The sequence below is a fragment of the Neobacillus drentensis genome (assembly GCF_036965245.1).
GTDB lineage: Bacteria > Bacillota > Bacilli > Bacillales > Cytobacillaceae > Neobacillus > Neobacillus drentensis_G.
Map to the genome: position 1 here is coordinate 6,250 of NZ_JBALPG010000162.1, position 20,758 is coordinate 27,007.

The following is a 20,758-nucleotide window of genomic DNA, read 5'->3' on the forward strand; positions in this document are numbered from 1 at the left end:
AATTATTTTTGAGTTTTCTTTTAATCACAACTAATTATTTTCAATATGTCACGAGGTACCAGGAAATTTTCCATGAACAGGAATACAGGCTAATATTATCGCAGCGATAATCAGTTCATTCTAGAATGATGGCCATGCCACAATTTAAGATATTGTTATAAATTAGAGCCCAATCTTTATCCAGGATTGGACTTTTTGCAGTAACATCAATTTTTAATAATTTTCTAATAAATATTGGAAATGAACCGTAATGTGTTATATGATTACAATTAATTAATCGTTCTGTTATATAACAAATAATCGATAAATCTAAAAAAATTAAAAAAGGGGAAGAGGAAATGAAAAAAATTGATTCAATCGCACGTAGAATACTAGGTTGGAAGTTAAACAGATGGGATCGTTGGTACGATTATGAAAAGGGGATTTTTATTCATGAGTCTGATTTTCAGCCAGAGAAAAACCTTGACCATGCAATGCTAATTGTGGATCGTTTACAAGATTTAGGATTTACTTATACAATAAAAGGTCTTTCTAAGGTTTGCTTTAATGACATTTGTGCAACTGGTGAGACGTTGGCACAAGCGATTACGAATGCCGCCTACTCAATTGTCGAATTTAGCTCAGTTCCGGATACCACAAGAATGTGGCAGAAATTATGCTAAAACTCCATTTAATCTTTATTATCTAGCTGTCGAGATTGTCTCGACAGTTTTTTTTCGGAAATTATGTAGGATTCATGACAAGGTTGTCATTGTCTTCGTGAAATTGAAAAAAAAACGATCTTTATTTCGGTGTAAAGCTTCCCAAGAAGGAAATTGATTCGCTGCATAAGAGGATCCTCATAAACCTTGATTCGAAAAAATGGAGGGAATTACATAGTCAATGGATTTCATTTAAAAAAGGTTTCGGGAATTATAGTCGTATATGTAATTAATTGTATACTAGATAGAGTCATACATTTAGGTTAAGAGTAAGATTAATAAATGTGAGGGGATTGTAATGAAAGTTAATCCAACAGAATTTATTGTTGATAATTTACGTTATATTGTAAGGTCTGCGATGGAGAAAGATGCGAAAAACTTGTCTGAAGTAAGATTGCAGATAGATGGCGAAACGGAAAATTTAGATAGAGAAAAAGGCGAGGCATACTTAGATGAATTAGGATTTAAGAAGATTATTAAGGATGATACAGAAAGTATCAGTAACTTATTTTTAGTTGCTGAAGTTAATGAAAGAATTGTAGGTTTTTCAAGATGTGAAGGGAGTAAATTAAAAAGAAGTTCTCATAAAGTAGAATTTGGAGTTTGTGTTTTAAAAGAATATTGGGGATATGGTATAGGAAAAAACCTTTTAAAAGAAGCGGTTCATTGGGCAGACATAAATGAAATTAAGAAAATAACGTTGAATGTTCTCGAAACCAATGATAAAGCGATAAAGCTTTATAAAAAATATGGTTTTGAAGTGGAAGGCATATTAAAAAAAGACAAACTTCTATCTGACGGGAATTATTATAACACCATATTGATGGGACGCTTTAATCGATAAGGACTGAGAACAATCCTATTTCAAAATTAATGTATATTAGTGTGAAACTAGTAGGGGTATGTGAAAACAGATTTAGGGAGAATATTGAGGGATTTTTGTCGCGGCTTTTCCCGATTTTTCAAAGGTTTATAATCTCCTTAATACAATTAATTTATTTAATTTAATAGAAAAATTATTGGATGTAAAAATGATTCGTGAGGTTTTACAACATGCAATTATTAAACTGGTCTTAGCCTTTAAATAATTGCTTAGGACCGATATGATGAAAATGGTAAAATATAATAATTAAGAGATAAGGAGTAAATAAAGCTATGAATAAAATAGAAATAATAGCACGCAGAATTTTAGGTTGGAAATTAAATAGATGGGATCGATGGTTTGATTATGAAACGGGCGGTTTCATTCCTATTTCTGAGTTTCAACCCGAACAAAATCTTGACCACGCGATGCGGATTGTCGATAGATTGGAAAAGTTAGGGTTTACCTATACAACAAATGGAGTATCAATGGCCTGCTTTAATGATGTTTGCGAAACTGGAGATACTTTAGCGGAAGCCATCACCAACGCTGCCTACTCCATTGCCGACAATAGCACAGTACCTGATGATTGGCTGTAGAAAATGGTCATCAAATATTCAACCCAGAGCATAATGATATTAAAATTTATTGTTAAAACAATTACAGTATATCAACTAAAGATTACTGAAAGTTGAGCCAGGGAAGTCATACGATCTAAGTCTGAAGTCTTATCTAGTCATCTTACTGAGGAACGAATATATTAATTTGTAGAAGCAAACACTAAAAAGGGCAGCATGGTGTTGTTTTGGTAAGTGGAAAAATAAAAACATTATGATTTTGGTTTATACATAAGAAAAAAACTAGCATCCAGAAAGACTACAGGAAGGAAAGGAGATATGATGAATAAAGAAAAAGGATGGAACTTTGATAATAGTTATGAACGTCTGCCGAAATCATTTTTTACCAGTCACAATCCAACCTCAGTTCTAGCACCTAAACTGATCATTCTCAATGAACCGTTGGCTGAATCCCTGGGGTTGAACGTTGAGGAGATGCAAAGCGAAGATGGTGTAGCGGTGTTTGCTGGCAATAGAATTCCTGAAGGTGCTTCTCCACTTGCTCAGGCCTATGCGGGACATCAATTCGGGCATTTTACGATGTTAGGCGACGGCCGTGCCGTGCTGCTTGGGGAACAGATCACTCCCTCAGGTGAACGGGTAGATATTCAGCTCAAGGGTCCTGGTAGAACACCATATTCCCGAGGAGGTGATGGTCGTGCGGCACTTGGACCGATGCTGCGAGAATACATCATCAGCGAAGCCATGCATGCGCTTGGTATTCCTACGACCCGCAGTCTAGCAGTGGTAGCAACCGGTGAGGCCGTCATCCGCGAAACCGCTTTACCTGGTGCCATTCTAACCCGGGTGGCCGCTAGTCATCTGCGCGTTGGTACTTTTCAATACGTAGCAAAGTGGGGCTCAGTTGAGGAACTTCAGATCCTAGCAGATTATACAATTAAGCGCCATTATCCAGACATTGAAGCGGATGAAAATCGATATCTTTCGCTGCTTCAGGAAGTAATCAAGCGTCAGGCTGCACTGATTGCCAAATGGCAATTAGTAGGTTTTATCCATGGAGTGATGAACACCGACAATATGACCATTAGCGGAGAAACGATCGATTATGGTCCTTGCGCCTTCATGGATGCCTATGACCCGGCGACGGTATTCAGTTCCATTGATCGACAAGGCCGCTATGCATATGACAATCAGCCTTATATGGCCGGCTGGAATCTTGCGCGATTTGCCGAAACTCTTTTGCCGCTGCTGCATGACAAACAGGAGCAGGCTGTCGAATTGGCACAGGATGCGATTTCAAATTTTTCTAAGTTATATCAAGCTAATTGGCTCGAGGGAATGAGAGCGAAGCTGGGAATATTTAATGAAGAGATTGAAGATGAATCGCTTATAAATGACCTTCTTACTTTGATGGAGAAGAATCAAGCAGACTATACCAATACCTTCCGAGCTTTAACTTATGATAAGCGAGAAGAAATCGACCTTTTTGGGATACCAGAATTTTCTCAGTGGTATGAGTTGTGGCAGGCGAGACTGAGTAGGCAGGAAGAATCGAAAGCATCCGTGCAGCAATTGATGCGGAACAGCAATCCTGCGGTTATTCCACGAAACCACCGCGTAGAAGAGGCACTGGAAGCCGCGGTAGAACAAGGAGATTACAGTGTAATGGAGCGGCTGCTTAATGTTCTTTCAAAGCCTTACGCGTATACCCCTGAAAAGAAGGACTACTGCACATTGCCTGCTCCATCAAACCAGCCTTACCGAACCTTTTGCGGTACATGATTAGGAAACCAGTTTTTTATAAGAAACGATATTTCTTAATTCGATACATGGTTGGACCATTATTTCTTTTTTACAATCCTAAAGCGGTTCAATTCTACTAAAAAAGAATTGAACCTTTTATTTTTTTATCATCATTTTAACAACCTTTAGAACTTTTAACTAATTATTTGCTGCTGTGCACGTAAAAGTTCAGCCTCAAAGATTGGTGGGAAAGGCGGTTTGATGTTTAAACTAATATTAGAAAAGAGTCTGCAAAGTTAAATGAACAATTGCTGTAAAAATGTAAATATATCTCAAAATAGATTCTTTTATTGCTAAAAATAAGTTATTTACTACGATGGGATGATGGCAACTGGTCGTACCCAGCCTGCGCTTGCTTTATGGATTGGAATTGGAAAACATGCAATTTTGAACCCATGTGGCGGTAACTGAGTTAGATTGGCCATTTTCTCAATTTGACAGTATTCTTTATGAATTCCTACTCTGTGGGCCTCCCATATACCTTCTTTCTTTTGTGTTTCTTCAAAATTACTTCTAATTTTTTCAAACGGTATATCGAATCCCATGGCATCTGTGCCAATTACTTTAATTCCTTGATCAACTATCCAATGAGTGGCTTCAGCACTCATTCCTGGAAACTCAGACCAATAGCTAGGTTCACCCAAATTTACGTCGCAGCCAAACATCAAACAAACAATATCTCCAGCTTTTAAAGTATAGTTTGCTTTTTCTAAAGCTCCTTTTACATCTTCTACACTTGCAGTTTCACCAGATTTTTTATGTCTTAAATCGAGTACAACACCGTCCCCGTAAAACCAATCCAATGGTAATTCATCAATTGTTCTAGCTGGTTTACCAGCTGTTGTTGGATAGTAATGATAGGGTGCATCCATATGAGTTCCTGTGTGGGTTGTAAGTTTAATATATTCATTGGCCCACCCATATCCTTCAGGAAGATCTTCTTTTTTACAATTAAAGACATCCATCATTTGTAGGGCACCTTGGAAATGATCTAAATATTCAATTGTTCCAGTTAAACCATCTTTAAGTTCCTCTCTGATTTCCCCTGGATTGGGGTTTTGAATAGGTACTGCCAAATCTACAAACCTCATTCTTGGTTTCCTCTCTTTCAAATAAATTTTATTTTATGGTCATAAGAATTTATCTAGTAATCCTTCAAAATCTTCACCATAACGATTTAGTAATTGCTCATTTTTAAAACTGAGTAATTAAAAGCGAAAAAATTTCTTGAAAGGTAGCTTTAAATTTCTTTAATAAATCTCGATAGGGTAAAGGGATATCATTTTTACCTGAAAATAAAAAAACATATCCTTTTTCTAGCATTTTCTTTCAAGTTTCATACACTTTGGGACCAGGGACAACCAGATAAAAGCGCAAGCATTTTGCCGTTAGCAGGATAATCTTTTAATAAAGCAATATAGATTATAGATTCATACTCTGTAAAACCATTACTCTTCAGGAAATGGACAATTTTCTCAATATGCAAAACTATTACCTAAGAAATTCTACTACTCGGGTAGTGTATATATTACACATCCTTCCAAAAAATTTTTATATTAATAAAATGCCTAGGGGCTTATCCTCTTACCATTTCCCCAGTTTAATCCGCATTCGCACTGAATTTAGCTCTAAATGGAGTTTATCAAGTGGTTAGTTTAATATTTTCGTTTGAAATGGCTAAAAAATAGCTGCTGAAACGGATGGCAGGTTTTTCTGGAAAAATAGATTGCTTTAAAATGAAGAACCTAAAAAAGAGTTTAAAGACGAAGATTGATAGCATTTTACCGATTCTATCGGAAATCTTTCAAAGGTAGATCTATATATTTTTGACCGGGTAGGTATGGATTTTCCGTATAGTTGGTCAAAGGTTCGAAAGGTATAGGAAAGGTGCCTGTCCAATTACTGTAACGCCTTAACTTGGTTGGGACATATATATTCAATTCTTAATTTTCTCAACGTTAATGGCATTTCTTTTTTACAGTTGCCGTTATGATTGGGTATTTTGCTAAAAAAATAGATAATGTTGCAATGTAAACAAGGAAAAACGGTTGGTGAAGAGATATAAAAAAGACCTCCATTTATAGATAGAGGTAGGGGTGTGTTACTCAGTTCTGGAATGTTACCAGATTGCATACAGATGTCTTTGATATTTAAAATTAGATATTGATCACGTATAGCTCAAAATTAATAGCCAACCTCTACCGAAGCAACGACTATGTACATTAGATCATTTTTATCTCCTTTATCCTCAAGGGCAATCCCGCTGGTTGTCATCATTCCTCCATCCATGACTTCCACCGTAACGGTTCCATATGGCAGAGCCCCTTTTACAGCCGCAATATCGAGATTCTCTTTATCACAAGGAACGGCAAGTTTCACATTCACTTTCATATTATGTAAATTGTTTTCAGGGAGTACAGAACGGATGCCAGGCATCGAATTAAAGTGAATCGCATTTTTTACAGCGCGAACGGCTGCTTTCGTAATATTTTGACCATGCACATCAATCCCCATCCCTGTTTCAATAAACATTAATTTTTCCATAATTGATTTATCTTCCTTTCCATTTGCATTTACCATTATATTTTATCGTTTTTCATGTACGATGTTAAATATATGCTACCCAGATGCAGCAGCTTTGCTAAGACTAGGATTCAAATTCGGAATTTTGTCGTTTTTAGGTAGGGAATGGAAATCCAATTATTGTAGGAAAATTTCAATTGAAAAATACCCCAAAAAAATGAAGAGACGGAGCATGAAAATGGGACCGATCTCCTTGATGGGGACCTGCTATTGCAGTAAAACGTATGGTGTGTCAGCACATATAAATATCAAAGGGAGATTGCCATCAACCGGTAGTCTCTTTTTTTGATAATTTGTAATTTTGTCCATGTTGCTTGATATTTTGAATATTCAATCATATAATGGAAACGCATACATTATTTGACTCCTAGAAGATTTAAAACGTAAGGGGGAAATGAAATGCCAAAAACTATGTTCAAGCTTGATTTGAGTAAACCAATGGAAGAGCAACTGCATCCTGGCCACAATCGTTGGCATCCGGATATACCTGCTGCCTTTTCTGTTGAACCAGGAACATCGTTTCGGTTGGAATGTAAGGATTGGACAGACGGACAAATTAAGAATGATGATAATCCCAATGATATCAGGGATGTAAACTTAGCTCGCGTTCATGTATTAAGTGGACCAGTATATGTAAATGGCGCCCAGCCGGGAGATTTATTGGTAGTTGATATTTTGGATATTGGGGCGTTTCAGGATGAAGAATGGGGCTTTAATGGGATTTTTGCACGAGAAAATGGGGGAAGCTTCTTAGTCGATAAATTTCCTGAAGCAGCAAAGTCTATTTGGGATTTCGAAGGCATCTATACTACATCCAGACATGTGCCAGGTGTGAAATTCGCTGGTATCATGCACCCAGGGCTAATAGGTGTTGCACCTTCAATGGAGCTTTTGCAAAAGTGGAATGAAAGAGAAAAAGAGCTTAGAGATACAGATCCTAATCGAGTCCCGGAATTAGCCACCAGACCAAACCCTGAGGCAGCCGTTCTTGGAACACTAAAAGGAGCAGAATTTGACCGAGTCGCCATGGAAGGCGCAAGAACGGTCCCTCCAAGGGAAAACGGGGGAAATTGTGATATTAAAAACCTATCGAAGGGTTCAAGAATTTACTTCCCGGTTTTCGTTAAAGGGGCCAAGCTTTCAGTTGGCGACCTCCATTTCTCACAAGGTGACGGAGAAATCACTTTCTGCGGCGGTATTGAAATGGCGGGCTGGATTGACCTCAAGGTAGACGTCATTAAGGGTGGTATGGAAAAGTATAAAATTACAGAAAACCCAGTATTCAAACCGGGGCCTGTTGATCCTCATTATTCTGATTTCTTAGTGTTTGAAGGAATTTCTGTAGATGATAGGGATGGGAAACAGCATTATTTAAATGCTAATTTGGCTTATCGCCGAGCTTGTTTGAATGCAATTGAATATATAAAAACCCTCGGCTATACAGGAGAGCAGGCATACATGATTTTGGGTACAGCTCCGGTTGAAGGAAGAATTAATGGAATTGTAGACATTCCAAATGCCTGCTGTACAATTGCGATTCCAACGCAAATTTTTGACAAAGATATTTTACCGAAATAAATAGCGGGGAAAGGAAATAACATGCCCAGTTACACATTTCATTGCCCCGATTGTGGAGAATTTACATTATTCTTTAAATTAATGACAGGAAATAAAGATAAAGCTGTATGTCCCGATTGTGCACTTGAATCAAATCGAATCTATTATGCTCCTAATCTCTTTTCCCATTCAAAAGAGATACGCACTCGAATTGATAAAGGTATGGAGCCGCGCAGAATGACACGCGAAGAATTAGGTCCTAAACAGACAACAAGGAAGAAAGCAGCTGCTAATCGCCCATGGCAAGTAGGGAATTGAAGGAAGCAAAGGGAGGGTTCAACCTTCTTTTGCTTTTTTATTAAAATATAATAATTATGAAAGTTTTTAAAAACAAATCATAAGAATTTCAAATCCCTTTTCATAAAAACAATTAAATATTTTTATTTGACAGAAAGAAATATACTGTTTATGACAATGGGGAAGATAATATGGAATATATTATTTTTTTTTGATTGGTATTTACGGAATGGCGGAAAAAATCAACTTGACACCATAAAACTATTGATTGAACATAGAGCAGATGTAAATATTCCTGACTCAGAAGAGGTTACTCCTCTTGAGCACGCAAGAGAAAAGGAATTTGTGGAGATTTAAAAGATTTTGAAGGCTGCTGGTGCAAAATAAACACGATGCAGCAAAAGTGCCAGGTACCATCCAGAGATTTGGAGGGTACCTGGCACTTTATTTAATGGTCGATAATGACGGACTTTATGATAACAATAAACGTTAACAGTTAATTAGCTACTTGGCACTTATTAATAGAGAAGGAGCAGCTGAATTTGCCGTATTGGCCTAATTTAGCAGCTCCTTCCAATCTAAAGAGCATAAAATAAAACGCTCCTTTTTTATGAAGGAGCATTCTCATGTATTGTGACCTTTTACAAAGAGTTTATCGACTTTTAATGATTTCTTTATCAGTAAGTATTGTTCTATCTCTTTCAAGAGTCGAAATAACTGGGCTCTTGCCTCAAATTCATCCCTTGATTTCGGGAGAGGTTCTTCCTTAAATTGTTCTTGTAATTCACTCAAGCGATTTAAATAAACTTGCGCCGTATTTCCTGGGTGAATGGCTTCGGTTAATTTTTCAAGAAAGTCCGCGATCATATATCCTTGTTTGACAAGCAGTTCAATGGATGTCACCATCGGTAGGATTCTTTCAATAATTTCAAATTGTTTTTCACGCGTTTTGAAATAATGGTAGTAATAATCTTGTGTTCGCAAAAAATGATTTTGGACATCCCGAAACGCAATACTTTTCGCTTCTTCCAGCAAGCGGGCCGTTTCAATAATTTCTTCTCCCACCCAGCGACTTTCATTGGTCCGAAGGTAGGAAATCATTTCTTGAAAGATCGTTCGGAAATTTTCTTCTATTTCCACTTGGTATTGTTTCAATTTGGCATCAAGGCTTGGCATGTAAAAATTGACAAGAAGAGCAACGCCAATTCCAATGAAAATAAGAGCGATCTCGTTAAATATAATTTCAAGGGTGATGTTTTTGCTTGTGTAAAGATGAAGAATAATGACTGAACTGGTTACGATCCCTTCAGATATTTTTAAACGGACGGTAACAGGAATAAACACCAAGAGCAGCAATCCAATTACAACTGGATTATAGGCAATCATTTCAAATAAGATGAATGAAAAGACAATAGCAAGCATGCAGGCGAAAAATCTGGAGTATGCAGCCTGTAGCGATTTCTTTTTGGAATTCTGTACACATAGGATGGTGATGATTCCCGCGGAAGCAAAGGAATTCAATCCGAAAAATTGAGCAATACTAATCGCTGCAGCCGCTCCGATGGCAGTCTTGATGGTTCGATAACCGATTTTTAATGGAAACATATCATACCTCTAATTTTAGTATATATTTACATAGTATATAAAAAAATAATGATCCCATCCACAGGAGTATCTTAAGGGATATTATGGTTTTTATCAACTGATTGATTAATGATAGAATCATTTCATAAAGGGGTGGATTTTTTGTAAGCATCTCGTCAAGAGAAATAGTTACAAAGATTTTAGGAAGGTTCAACCTTCATTTGCTATTGAAAATATAGACTTTCGGTATAATAAAAGTAAACAATGAAGACTAGAGATGAGGGAGATAAGATGATGATTGTTATTGAAAATGATTGGTTGAAGGTGGAGATCAGTCAAAATGGGGCAGAAGTACGTAAAGTGAATCATAAGAAAAGTGGGCTGGACTACATGTGGACTGGGGATCCTGCCTATTGGGGACGCGTCTCACCGGTCTTATTTCCGATTGTAGGACGTTTAAAGGAAGACCGCTATCAACTCGACGGTAAGACATATGAAATGTCACAACATGGCTTTTTACGTGATGTGGTATTTGAGGTGGATGAGCAGACTATAACAGACGTTTCTTTTCGTTTCGAGTCTGGGGGACGCTACCTTAATGTTTATCCTTACGATTTTACGGCAACTATTCGTTATACCCTCAATGAGGACAAACTCGTTGTTCATTGGGAAATCGTAAATGAAACCAAGGAAGAGATGTATTTTTCCATTGGTGCCCATCCTGCATTCAGGATTCCACTCTTAGAAAATGAAACCATAGAGGACTATAGTTTGCACATTATTCCTGCTGCAAATAAGAATGTAATGGAATATGAGATAGAGAATTCTCTGATTCGAGAAAAAGAAATGGCCAATGATTTATTAACGATTCCACTCACTGACTCTCTTTTTGCGAATGATGCACTTATTTATAGTAATATCGATCAAGTTACACTGGCATCGAATAAGTCGAATCATGGTGTAGAAGTAAGGTTCGAAGGATTTCCGTTTGTTGGAATTTGGTCGAAATACACAGATGGTAAGATGGCTCCGTTTGTTTGCATCGAACCTTGGTACGGTATTGCTGATACATACAATACAACTGGAAACTTGAAGGGGAAATACGGAATCAATAGGCTTCAACCAAGAGAATCATTCCGGGCAGAGTATAAAATGAAGTTTATATGAGACATGGGGGTCGGTTCTCTTAAAATGAATTACTAAAAAAATTATTGACTATTTAGTTGTTCATGAATTAGCTCATATTATACATCCTACTCACTCTGAGGCTTTTTGCAATTTGGTGGATAAAATCATCCAAAAAATTAATTCATTTATACCATTATTCGGTTGAGAATGGTTTTACTGATTATTGGAGGCCTAAGGGAATTGTTTTATAATCCAAAAATTTGTTTATTTTTCACTGCTGATTGATCAATATTCAAAGAGAAACTATATAGATACTAGTAAAAATTGTTTTCATCTGTAATCTAGGGAACATTTGCTATTGTTGCTACTGACGAAGAGTTTGAACAATATAAAGTTATAAGAGTTTGTAAGTCTTGTTTAAGGAATTGTACAAAAAATACTCATTTTAATCCATCTCTAGAGGTTATTCAATGAAGGTATATAGACTAAAAAGGCAGTTTAATGGATATAAAAGAGGAACACAGTTTTACTCGATTTTTGAATCAGAATTCATCGGGGTTAAAGAGTTTGTATTGAGAACGAAAGATTTAACGAATAGTATATCGATCAATGAAAGTGAACTTCTTAAGAATTTTACTTTTATAAAAGAAATCTTTTAACGAATTAAAGACCCCAACTGCGTGTAATAAATAAAATCGTCGAAGGATGCTAAGAAAAGATAATATTTTAGTTGGTGATTGATCTACTCAGTCATTTTTCATAAAAACATGCATTTATTAAAGGTTAAAAGAAAATACTTGGAAGGGAACCTGGAATTGTCTTCATTTCCATAATGATGGAGCATTAAAGAAGGAACCGGGAATCCAATAAATTTCCAAAAAAGTGGAGGAATTAGATCAATGTATTCTTCAATAGCTGGATTTATTGAGGATTGGAATCAAGAAGCTGCTTTAACTCAAAGCCAAATGGATGCGTTACAGAATAGTTCCTTGCAGCAACGAGTTTCTTCGGACGACCGAACATTAGGGAGAATTGCCTGGCATATTGTGACCAGTACACCTGGAATGTTAATCGAGTTTGGCATCAAGGTCCCCATAGTCGAAAACGCTAAAAACGTTCCAGAATCAGCGAAGGAATTAGCAGGGGCATTTCGAAGAGTAAGCACCGACGTAGCTCACGCCGTGAAGGAACAATGGACTGACAGCTCTCTTACTGAAGAGGTGAATGCGTTCGGTAGGACAATGACAAAAGCTGGAACACTTTCACTCATCGTCAAACACATCATTCATCATCGTGGGCAAATGACCGTTCTCATGCGTCAGGCAGGAGTAAGGGTTTCCGGACTTTATGGGCCCGCCAGAGAAGAATGGGCGCAAATAGGAATGAATGCTCCAACCATTTAAAGATAAATTGCCAAGGTACTATCATTTCATAGTGCCTTTTTTCTTTTTACTACTTTTTCGAAGTATAGTGATCGTTTTTAGCCGATTAGTAGCTCTGATTGGATTAAATCAGGGGGTAAGGTGAAATCCTTATAGCCTGAATTTTCTCTTCTAAATAGTTTGATCATGTTGGTCTAAAAGGTTGGCAAGGATCGCCGAATTTTCTTGGTCGGCATCATATTGCACAACATCATCATACTCAAATAAGTGAAAGCTATCTGGGAATTGTTCACTCATGTATTTCACAAAGACATTCGGATCTATTTCTCCTCCACGCCTAAATTCCATCATGATGGCCCTAAATTTATGCGGAGGCAAATCGGTTTGAATATGATAGGATTTTGTTAATCCCAATTGATCCGAACTGTATAAGTTATAGGTATAAGACATGCTTGGACCCTCTTTCTCTTTGTATTCCAGTTTTATTTATATTGTGATCAGTGCTTCCCATTAATTCTTAATTCAATATATGGATACGGAAGTGAATCTAAAAGAGGCCGGACAACAAATTCCGGTCTCGATTGCAACCTCAATTACCTTCTTGGGCTACAAGTAAGAAATTACTTTTATATAGTGCCAAGCATTCAACTAATGGTTCTCACTTTGATTGGATCGTAGTTTCTCCGAATTGTCTTTGGAAACTGATTCTAGCCCATATCCAGTAGAACTGATTTCAAGCATCTGTTCATTTCCTTTGTCCTTCAAGTTTGCGTTTGTTTGATTTTGAAAATGATCAAAATTCTCGTTTTTCATATGATATACCTCCTTGTTATATTCATAAAGATTGTAAAAAAACGGAAGGAAGTTCACTTTGTTCTTATCATTTAAAAGCTGCCAAGAAAGTGCCTTATGGCATATTTGGCACTTATAGTATTTGCAATATGCAGGAAAGTACTTATGTAAAACAAATTTTTATGCTTAGTTTTAGAATTTTATTGGTAAAACTCTTTGGGATAAAGAAGGAAAAATAGAACTAGAAAATAATTATGGAGCAGGCACTGTTTGACTACTTTCTTTTTGAAAAAATATTTCATCATATAGGTTAAAAGTAAAATTTGGCCATAACTTATTTTATTAAGGCTTTTTTTGTAAACATTGTTGTTTTTTAGATAAATTCGCCTCAATAAAGCCTACATTATGGGAATAATTACACTTATTTGTGAATCCGACACGTTTATTTGCGAATCAACATAAGCAACACTCTTTGATAAAAAGAGTTTTTATTTTGGATGACAATACAAACTTCCAGCCACCCATTCCTGAAAATCGAAAAATTAAAAATAGAGATTTTCCCATCTAAACAGTATAATCAGGGATGGGAGTTGAAACAAATGAACAAAAAAGACATCGCTAATATCCGCAAGCAATTTAAATTAGACAATCATTTGATGAATATTCGAGAAATCTTCAATGTTTATGTGCAGAAGGAATCAGCCGAGATTTATCATCAAGTCTGTCAGCCGTTTCCATTGTTAGATCACGAAGCACAAGAATTGTTTTTGGCCAATTTTAAAAAGGTGTTGACCGGTCATCTCGATGCCAAACTGTTTGAACTGAAATTCAGGCGTGATGTGGATTATAGTACACAAGGGATCCTTTTCGAAGGATTACGAGCGGACTCGGAGGATTGGCAAGATAACATGCTGGACATCGTCGGGAAAATATTTGCCCATGCTGTTTATGAATTTGATACAGTGGTGACATTTATCCGCGGAGAATATCGAAAACCGACTAAGAAGAGGAACCAGGAATCCGAAGAGGGCGGGGATGATGAGGTTTATTCCAATGAGTTTATCCTTTGCAGCCTAAATAAAACCGATCTGCCGAAAAAAGCCTTGCTGTTTGATTATATCGAAAAAGAATTCAAATCCTATCATATCGTTGATCCGATTATTAATTTAGACTCTCCAATGTCAGGTTTCTTGTTCCCTACTTTTAACGACAATGCAGCAGATGTGAACCATATTCTCTATTGTGCAGGGAAAGTCAATCAACCCGATTTCACCTTTATTGAAAAGGTGCTCGATTGTGAAGACATTATGACTGCGCAGGATGATAAGGACTGCTTTGACTTTATTTTAAAAGAAGTAATCGGGGACGAAGTGGATTCCGCGGTCATTTCGAATGTTTATGAGGAAATCGATCGGGTGGTACAGGAGAATCAGGAAAAGGAAGACAGTGAACCCCCTACGTTGGATCATCGCGACATCGAACGCATATTAACGGTCAGCGGCGTCGAAAATGTGGAAACAGCCAAAGTGGAGCATGCCTTTAAAAGCGTTGTAGCGGACGAAAAACATGAATTCAAAGCAAGCAGTTTAATTCCTAAAAATATAAAAATAAGTACCAAGGTGGCAAATGTAACCATCAACCCGAAAGACCTGAAAAATCTAAAATATATCACGTACGAAGGAAAACGGTGCCTATTGTTGGAGGTAGATGAAGAGGTCGTCGTCGAAGGATTTCGACTGGAATCAAAGACACTCTAACCATTACACTCAGTGACAGCTAAACAAAAAAAACGAAAGCGCCTAAATTTCAGGCGCTTTCGTTTTAATTCGGAACCGTTCGCATACGAGACCATTGTGGTGGAAGCGGGCACGCAGGTGGTGTGGAACGTGCAGGCGGCTCCCGAAGATTTGAATGGCTGCAACATCCGCCTCTTTATAAATGAGTATGGGATTGAGAAATCACGGGAAGTAGGAGAAAACTTCATTGTTTTCACACCAGAGAAACCGGGAACCTACATGTACAGCTGCTGGATGGGAATGATCTGCGGTGTATTCATTGTGAAAGATGCATAAGAGGAAGTAAAAGCTCCATAAAGAAAATCGGCTGTATCCAATGGGGATAGCTGGTTTTAATAATATTTAGAAAATCCAGTTGACAGTCCGGTCTACTACGTGTTACGATGTACCTGTAGTAGGTCACACTGGATACCAACACCACTGAATAGTGAGGTTGCAAAAATATTTTTAAGAAAAATAGTTGACACCCCCTGCTACTCGGTGTTACAATGTACATGTAATAAGCAATACTGAATAGCGTGATTTCCCAAAAGCTATTCAGTAAAAAATTTCCCTTAGTACTATGTTATACTGAATATAAGTCAGACAAAATAGGGGGAGGTAAAGGAGACTCTAAACATGGAAAATTTAACTGAAATGCTAAAGGGTTCACTGGAAGGCTGCGTGCTGGAAATCATCAGCCGCCATGAAACCTATGGCTACGAGATTACCCGCCGCCTGAACGAGCTTGGGTTTACCGAAGTCGTGGAAGGGACGGTCTACACCATCCTCGTGCGATTAGAAAAGAAAAAACTGGTGACCATTGAAAAGAAACCGTCAGATATGGGGCCGCCCCGCAAGTTTTACTCACTTAATGAGGCTGGCCGCCAGGAGCTTGAATTGTTTTGGAAAAAATGGGATTTTGTATCATCAAAAATCAACGTCTTAAAGTCAATCTAGCTTCATAAGATATTCCGTACGATATTTTTGGAGTGTCTTGTTCAGCTTTATAAAAAAGGAGGAAAAATAACATGCTGGAAATGTTCAAAAAATTGATTGGTGATAAAAAAGAGTACAAGATGATGATGGCACGGGTTGAAGCCCTGCCAGAGGACTACCAGTTTGTATTTAAGAAAATTCAAAACTACATGTGGAATTTCGCAGCGGGCAACGGGATGGATATGCTGCACATGCAGTATGAATTAATCGAGTTGTTCGAAGCCGGTGCGGCGGAAGGCAGAAAAGTGCTGGAAATCACTGGGGACGACGTGGCGTCCTTTGCCGACGAACTAGTGGCAAACGCTAAAACCTATGTCGCCAAGTATCGTGAAGATTTGAATCAGAGTATCATGAAGCGATTGGGAAAAAAATAAATTCAATAGATAATACCGACTGATTAGCTGGTTACAAATGTAAATTGCCACCTTCGCTATTCAGTTTATTTTCAACCCGGTAATAAGTAATACAGATTATCAGTCAGACTAAATAGAAGAGTATAGGCAATCTAGCTCCGCAAGGCGCTCGACCGGAAATTTCGGATCTCGCAAGCGGCCTTGATGCGCTTTTTATAAGGAGGAGAAAAGTATGTTAATAGGCTGACCTCCGGGAACTTGAATTGTTTTGGAAAAAATGGGATTTTGTATCATCAAAAATCAACGTCTTAAAGTCAATCTAGCTTCATAAGATATTCCGTCCGATATTTTTAGAGTGTCTTGTTCAGCTTTATAAAAAAGGAGGAAAAATAACATGATGGAAATGTTCAAAAAAATGATTGGTGATAAAAAAGAGTACAAGAGGATGATGGCACGGGTTGAAGCCCTGCCAGAGGACTACCAGTTTGTATTTAAAAAAATTCAAAACTACATGTGGAATTTCTCAGCGGGCAACGGGATGGATATGCTGCACATTCAGTATGAATTAATCGAGTTGTTCGAAGCCGGTGCGGCGGAAGGCAGACAAGTGCTGGAAATCACTGGGGACGACGTGGCGTCCTTTGCAAACGAACTAGTGGCAAACGCTAAAACCTATTTCGCCAAGTATCGTGAAGATTTGAATCAGAGTATCAAGGAGCGATTGGAAAAAAATAAATTCAATAGATAATACCGACTGAATAGCTGGTTAAAAATGTGAATTGCCACCTTCGCTATTCAGTTAATTTTCAACCTGGTAGTAAGTTGTACAGATTATCAGTCAGACTAAATAGAAGAGTATAGACAATATAGCGCAAGGCGCTTTTTATAAGGAGGAAAAAAGTATGAGCAATGCAGCGATTTCTGTAAAAGGGTTAAAAAAATCCTTTAAAGACAAGGAAGTCTTAAAGGGGGTGGATTTTGAGGTGCGGCGTGGCGAAATTTTCGCACTGCTGGGCTCAAATGGAGCGGGCAAGACGACGACGGTCAACATCCTCTCGACGCTGATGAAGCCCGATGACGGTGAAGTAGGTATTTGTGGCTTTGACGTCCAGCGTCAACCGGATCATGTTCGCCAGAGCATCAGCCTGACAGGGCAGTTCGCAGCTTTAGACGGCATGCTCACCGGGCGGGAAAACCTGATGATGATCGCCAAGTTGCGGGGAGTTTCAAATCCCGCTCAAGTCGCCGACAATCTGCTTGCAAGATTCAGCCTGACCGATGCGGCCCACCGCCGGGCGGACAAATATTCCGGCGGGATGAAGCGCCGGCTTGACATCGCCATGAGCCTGATCGGGACGCCAGCAGTCATTTTTCTCGACGAACCGACGACAGGGCTTGACCCTGAAGCGCGGATTGAAGTCTGGAATACCGTCAAGGAGCTTGCCGGCAGCGGCACGACCATCTTGCTGACGACCCAGTACCTGGAGGAAGCCGAACAACTGGCGGACCGTATCGCCATCCTGCATGGCGGAAAAATCATCACGACCGGTACCCTTACCGAACTCAAAGAGATGTTCCCGCCAGCGAAAGTAGAGTACATCGAGAAGCAGCCGACATTGGAGGAAATTTTCCTCGCGATCATCGGCAAAAAGGAGGAGATGTAAATGAAAAGCAAAACAGGGGTATTACTAGGGCGTTTAATGCGCAACATCATGCGCAGCCCGGATACGATTATCACGGTGGCGATTACGCCGATTATGATGATGCTGCTGTTTGTCTACGTATTTGGCGGCGCCATAGAGACAGGCACGGACAACTACGTCAATTTTTTATTGCCGGGAATCTTGCTGATGGCTATCGCATCCGGCGTCGCTTACACTTCCGTGCGGCTGTTTACGGATGTAAAAAGCGGGCTGATGGCGCGTTTCATTACCATGCCCATCAAGCGCTCGTCGGTATTGTGGGCTCACGTGTTGACCTCGCTTGTTTCCAATGCGCTTACTGTCGTGGTGGTTATCCTCGTCGCGCTCTTGATGGGCTTCCGTTCCAGCGCTGGTATCCTGGATTGGCTCGCGGTAGCTGGGATACTCGGGCTGTTTACGCTGGCGCTGACATGGCTGGCGGTCATTCCCGGATTGACAGCGGGGTCTATGGAAGGGGCGACAGCCTACTCGTACCCGCTGATTTTCCTGCCGTTTATCAGTTCGGCATTTGTCCCGACCGAAACCATGCCTAAAATTGTCCGTGCGTTCGCTGAGAACCAGCCCGTGACTTCAATCGTGAATGCGATTCGTGCCCTCTTGTATGAAGGGTCTGTTGGCAACGGTATCTGGATCGCTCTTGCATGGTGCGTCGGAATCATGCTCGTAACATATATCTTTTCGATGAGGGCGTTTAAGAAGCGGGTGTGAAATAGTTAAAGAAGGAAGCAGCAGGACAAATCTCGATTCTGATTACCCAGAACAGGAGGCGAGTCATATTTTGATTGCCAATATTCAGTCTCTTTGATGCATCGAATACACCTTTTTGACAAATGGCTTTAAAGCATGAATTACAAAAGAGAATTTGTAGTTTAAAACAATAGGGCTAGTAGAAAAGGAAAGAGAGGGAAACCAAATGCAAAGGATTACAACAGAAGATTTTAGTTCGTCAGAAAATATGAAGGATGTTGTTGGCTTTTATAAAAAACTAACGGAACAACAAGAGCCGCTTATCCGTCTAGATGATTATTATGGAATGGGGCCAGCCTGGCTTGCGATTCATCGTGAGGATACAGTAGTTATTCTCAAAGATCCTCGGTTTATTAGAGATGTGCGAAAGCTACAGCCTACACAGGATCAACCAGATTTAGAAGATCGATCTGAGAAGTGGGAGTTTAATATAAATTTCCCAAATATGCTGGACTCTGATCCACCTGATCATACTCGTTTGCGCAGGTTAACGGCCAAAGCTTTTACCCCTCAAATGATCGCGAATCTAGGACCTCGTATTCAACAGATTACAGATGAATTATTGGATGCCATACAGAAAAAAGGGAAGATGGATCTTATTTCAGATTTTGGTTTTCCACTTCCATTTCGGGTTATTGCCGAGATGTTAGGAATACCTGTTTTGTATCAAGAGAAAATTTATGATATGTGGATGAGTATAAAGGCAGATCCTAGTCAAGACCATATGGCATGGATCAGAGAGTATTACTCCCTCATTGGAGCAACATTGAAAGAAAAACGAAAACATCCAGCGGAAGATGTAATGAGCTCCTTGATACACGCACACGATTAAGATGATAAACTGAGTGAACCCGAACTGCTCTCTACCGTCCAATTACTCATTACTGCTGGACATGAGACCACAACCAATTTGATTGGAAATGGTATGGTTGCTTTGCAGAAACATCCCGAACAATTAGCATTGTTGCGTAGTAATCCTTCTTTGCTGCCAAATGCTATCGAAGAGCTACTTCGCTATGCTGGACCGCTCATGATCTGCTGGCGTTTTGCAGGTGAAGATATAACGATGCATGGGAAAAACATCCGCAAAGGTGAAATGGTTCTATTCTCTCTTGGCACCGCGAACCTTGATCCAAAACAGTTTTCCAATCCTGAAGTATTCGATATTACGAGAAGTGAAAACGATCATCTTGCCTTCGGCAATGGTATTCATCACTGTTTGGGTGCTCCGCTTGCAAGATTGGAAGCAAAAGTTGCCTTTGGTACTTTGCTTAGACGCTTCCCAGATTTAAAATTGGCGATTGATCCAGATGAGTTGATTTATAACCTTAATGCAGTGGTACGTTACATCGCTAGTATTCCAATGACTTTCTAACCTTCGGTGGTATGTTGTTTTTCAATTAGATACAAAGCCTAGTTGAAAAAACAGGGAATCGATGATGCCTTCATTCAGCCTTGTTCTGGACCTGCAAGTTGACAATCGTTTGAAGTATATTCGAAATTAGCTATAACAGAAGCTCAAAAAGAATATAACCGTGTGATCTCTTCCTTTCCTGTGCAAAAAACAGACCGATTCGAAATTGATATCGGTCTATTTTCCATTTGTTGGTCAAATTAGGGTTCGTCGTTCAGTGTCTGGTTCTGCCCCCAGTAGAAAGATAACTCTAATCTGTATGTCAAAAAGTCAATTATCTTATTTTGACATGTGTCATTTCTTTAGGATACTTTTTGAAATTTAAGTTTTGAAGGAATTGATATTCTTAGCGAAGTTTTTTCTCGTTTTACTGGTGCTACCCCAGGAAGGACTCGAAGCAAGTAAAAGGCGTGGGAAAACATTAGGGAGACCCAAGTTGGATAAAGAAAAGCCTGCTGTTGCGCTACGTATGTATAATAGTAAAGAATATTATATAAGTG

Annotated in this window: 22 protein-coding genes and 4 pseudogenes; 21 read left to right on the plus strand and 5 right to left on the minus strand. The window is 38.8% G+C overall.

Features of this window, described 5'->3' with window-relative positions; genetic code table 11:
• Positions 1-338: 338 nt before the first annotated feature.
• The 4 genes from V7150_RS23520 to V7150_RS23535 all read left to right on the plus strand — a co-directional run bounded on the left by V7150_RS23520 (position 339) and on the right by V7150_RS23535 (position 3,923).
• Positions 339-662 (plus strand): BC1872 family protein, encoded by a 324-nt coding sequence (locus V7150_RS23520; RefSeq protein ID WP_335523054.1) that lies wholly within the window; start codon positions 339-341, stop codon positions 660-662.
• 337 nt (positions 663-999) lie between these two features.
• Positions 1,000-1,545, plus strand: coding sequence for a GNAT family N-acetyltransferase (locus V7150_RS23525; protein WP_335523056.1), 546 nt, complete (start codon positions 1,000-1,002; stop codon positions 1,543-1,545).
• 311 nt (positions 1,546-1,856) lie between these two features.
• On the plus strand, positions 1,857-2,162 hold the full coding sequence (locus V7150_RS23530) for a BC1872 family protein (protein WP_335523058.1): 306 nt from the start codon (positions 1,857-1,859) through the stop codon (positions 2,160-2,162).
• 297 nt (positions 2,163-2,459) lie between these two features.
• Positions 2,460-3,923: a protein adenylyltransferase SelO gene (locus tag V7150_RS23535; protein ID WP_420490324.1), complete on the plus strand. Its 1,464-nt coding sequence runs from the start codon at positions 2,460-2,462 to the stop codon at positions 3,921-3,923.
• 332 nt (positions 3,924-4,255) lie between these two features.
• Here the strand turns inward: V7150_RS23535 and V7150_RS23540 are convergent, their stop codons facing one another.
• Both V7150_RS23540 and V7150_RS23545 read right to left on the minus strand, forming a co-directional pair.
• Positions 4,256-5,035, minus strand: coding sequence for a cyclase family protein (locus tag V7150_RS23540; RefSeq protein WP_335523060.1), 780 nt, complete (start codon positions 5,033-5,035; stop codon positions 4,256-4,258).
• Positions 5,036-6,128: 1,093 nt separating this feature from the next.
• Positions 6,129-6,488 carry a Lin0512 family protein gene (locus V7150_RS23545; protein ID WP_335523062.1) on the minus strand — a complete coding sequence of 120 codons (360 nt, stop codon included), beginning with the start codon at positions 6,486-6,488 and terminating at the stop codon, positions 6,129-6,131.
• A gap of 438 nt (positions 6,489-6,926) precedes the next feature.
• Between V7150_RS23545 and fmdA the strand changes: the two genes are divergently transcribed.
• The 3 genes and pseudogenes from fmdA to V7150_RS23560 form a co-directional block, all read left to right on the plus strand.
• Positions 6,927-8,105 (plus strand): formamidase, encoded by a 1,179-nt coding sequence (gene fmdA / locus V7150_RS23550; RefSeq protein ID WP_335523063.1) that lies wholly within the window; start codon positions 6,927-6,929, stop codon positions 8,103-8,105.
• 21 nt (positions 8,106-8,126) lie between these two features.
• Positions 8,127-8,402: an FmdB family zinc ribbon protein gene (locus V7150_RS23555; protein ID WP_335523064.1), complete on the plus strand. Its 276-nt coding sequence runs from the start codon at positions 8,127-8,129 to the stop codon at positions 8,400-8,402.
• A gap of 201 nt (positions 8,403-8,603) precedes the next feature.
• Positions 8,604-8,738: pseudogene (locus V7150_RS23560) on the plus strand (ankyrin repeat domain-containing protein); the annotation flags it as partial.
• A 267-nt stretch (positions 8,739-9,005) separates the two neighbouring features.
• Here the strand turns inward: V7150_RS23560 and V7150_RS23565 are convergent.
• Positions 9,006-9,986, minus strand: coding sequence for an aromatic acid exporter family protein (locus V7150_RS23565; RefSeq protein ID WP_335523065.1), 981 nt, complete (start codon positions 9,984-9,986; stop codon positions 9,006-9,008).
• Between the two features lie 243 nt (positions 9,987-10,229).
• Here V7150_RS23565 and V7150_RS23570 point away from each other — a divergent pair, with 243 nt between their 5' ends.
• The 4 genes from V7150_RS23570 (at position 10,230) to V7150_RS23580 (ending at position 12,496) form a co-directional block, all read left to right on the plus strand.
• Complete coding sequence (locus tag V7150_RS23570) at positions 10,230-11,132, plus strand: aldose 1-epimerase family protein (RefSeq protein WP_335523066.1); 903 nt, start codon at positions 10,230-10,232, stop codon at positions 11,130-11,132.
• Between the two features lie 43 nt (positions 11,133-11,175).
• Positions 11,176-11,298 (plus strand): M48 metallopeptidase family protein, encoded by a 123-nt coding sequence (locus tag V7150_RS26685; protein ID WP_420490325.1) that lies wholly within the window; start codon positions 11,176-11,178, stop codon positions 11,296-11,298.
• A 265-nt stretch (positions 11,299-11,563) separates the two neighbouring features.
• Positions 11,564-11,752, plus strand: a complete 189-nt coding sequence (locus V7150_RS23575) for a hypothetical protein (protein ID WP_335523068.1) — start codon at positions 11,564-11,566, stop codon at positions 11,750-11,752.
• Between the two features lie 240 nt (positions 11,753-11,992).
• A complete protein-coding gene (locus V7150_RS23580) occupies positions 11,993-12,496 on the plus strand; it encodes a DinB family protein (protein WP_335523070.1) in 504 nt (167 codons plus the stop codon).
• A 150-nt stretch (positions 12,497-12,646) separates the two neighbouring features.
• Here V7150_RS23580 and V7150_RS23585 read toward each other — a convergent pair whose 3' ends face one another.
• Together V7150_RS23585 and V7150_RS23590 are read right to left on the minus strand one after the other, a co-directional pair.
• Positions 12,647-12,925, minus strand: coding sequence for a hypothetical protein (locus V7150_RS23585; RefSeq protein ID WP_335523072.1), 279 nt, complete (start codon positions 12,923-12,925; stop codon positions 12,647-12,649).
• A gap of 198 nt (positions 12,926-13,123) precedes the next feature.
• Positions 13,124-13,288 carry a hypothetical protein gene (locus V7150_RS23590; RefSeq protein WP_335523074.1) on the minus strand — a complete coding sequence of 55 codons (165 nt, stop codon included), beginning with the start codon at positions 13,286-13,288 and terminating at the stop codon, positions 13,124-13,126.
• A gap of 578 nt (positions 13,289-13,866) precedes the next feature.
• Here V7150_RS23590 and V7150_RS23595 point away from each other — a divergent pair.
• The 10 genes and pseudogenes from V7150_RS23595 to V7150_RS23640 form a co-directional block, all read left to right on the plus strand.
• Positions 13,867-15,024 carry a DUF4317 domain-containing protein gene (locus V7150_RS23595; RefSeq protein ID WP_335523075.1) on the plus strand — a complete coding sequence of 386 codons (1,158 nt, stop codon included), beginning with the start codon at positions 13,867-13,869 and terminating at the stop codon, positions 15,022-15,024.
• 129 nt (positions 15,025-15,153) lie between these two features.
• Positions 15,154-15,339 (plus strand): hypothetical protein, encoded by a 186-nt coding sequence (locus tag V7150_RS23600; protein ID WP_335523077.1) that lies wholly within the window; start codon positions 15,154-15,156, stop codon positions 15,337-15,339.
• Positions 15,340-15,681: 342 nt separating this feature from the next.
• Positions 15,682-16,002, plus strand: coding sequence for a PadR family transcriptional regulator (locus V7150_RS23605; RefSeq protein WP_057776084.1), 321 nt, complete (start codon positions 15,682-15,684; stop codon positions 16,000-16,002).
• Between the two features lie 71 nt (positions 16,003-16,073).
• Positions 16,074-16,415, plus strand: coding sequence for a DUF1048 domain-containing protein (locus V7150_RS23610; RefSeq protein ID WP_335523081.1), 342 nt, complete (start codon positions 16,074-16,076; stop codon positions 16,413-16,415).
• Positions 16,416-16,636: 221 nt separating this feature from the next.
• A pseudogene (locus V7150_RS23615) lies at positions 16,637-16,717 on the plus strand (PadR family transcriptional regulator); the annotation flags it as partial.
• Between the two features lie 71 nt (positions 16,718-16,788).
• The gene (locus V7150_RS23620; protein ID WP_335523083.1) at positions 16,789-17,142 is read left to right on the plus strand and encodes a DUF1048 domain-containing protein; all 354 of its coding nucleotides are present in this window, start codon (positions 16,789-16,791) and stop codon (positions 17,140-17,142) included.
• Between the two features lie 154 nt (positions 17,143-17,296).
• Positions 17,297-18,058, plus strand: coding sequence for an ABC transporter ATP-binding protein (locus V7150_RS23625; protein WP_335523086.1), 762 nt, complete (start codon positions 17,297-17,299; stop codon positions 18,056-18,058).
• A complete protein-coding gene (locus tag V7150_RS23630; protein WP_335523088.1) occupies positions 18,059-18,805 on the plus strand; it encodes an ABC transporter permease in 747 nt (248 codons plus the stop codon).
• Between the two features lie 205 nt (positions 18,806-19,010).
• Positions 19,011-20,219 (plus strand): annotated as a pseudogene (locus V7150_RS23635) (cytochrome P450 family protein).
• Between the two features lie 421 nt (positions 20,220-20,640).
• Positions 20,641-20,758, plus strand: a pseudogene (locus V7150_RS23640) (recombinase family protein); the annotation flags it as partial.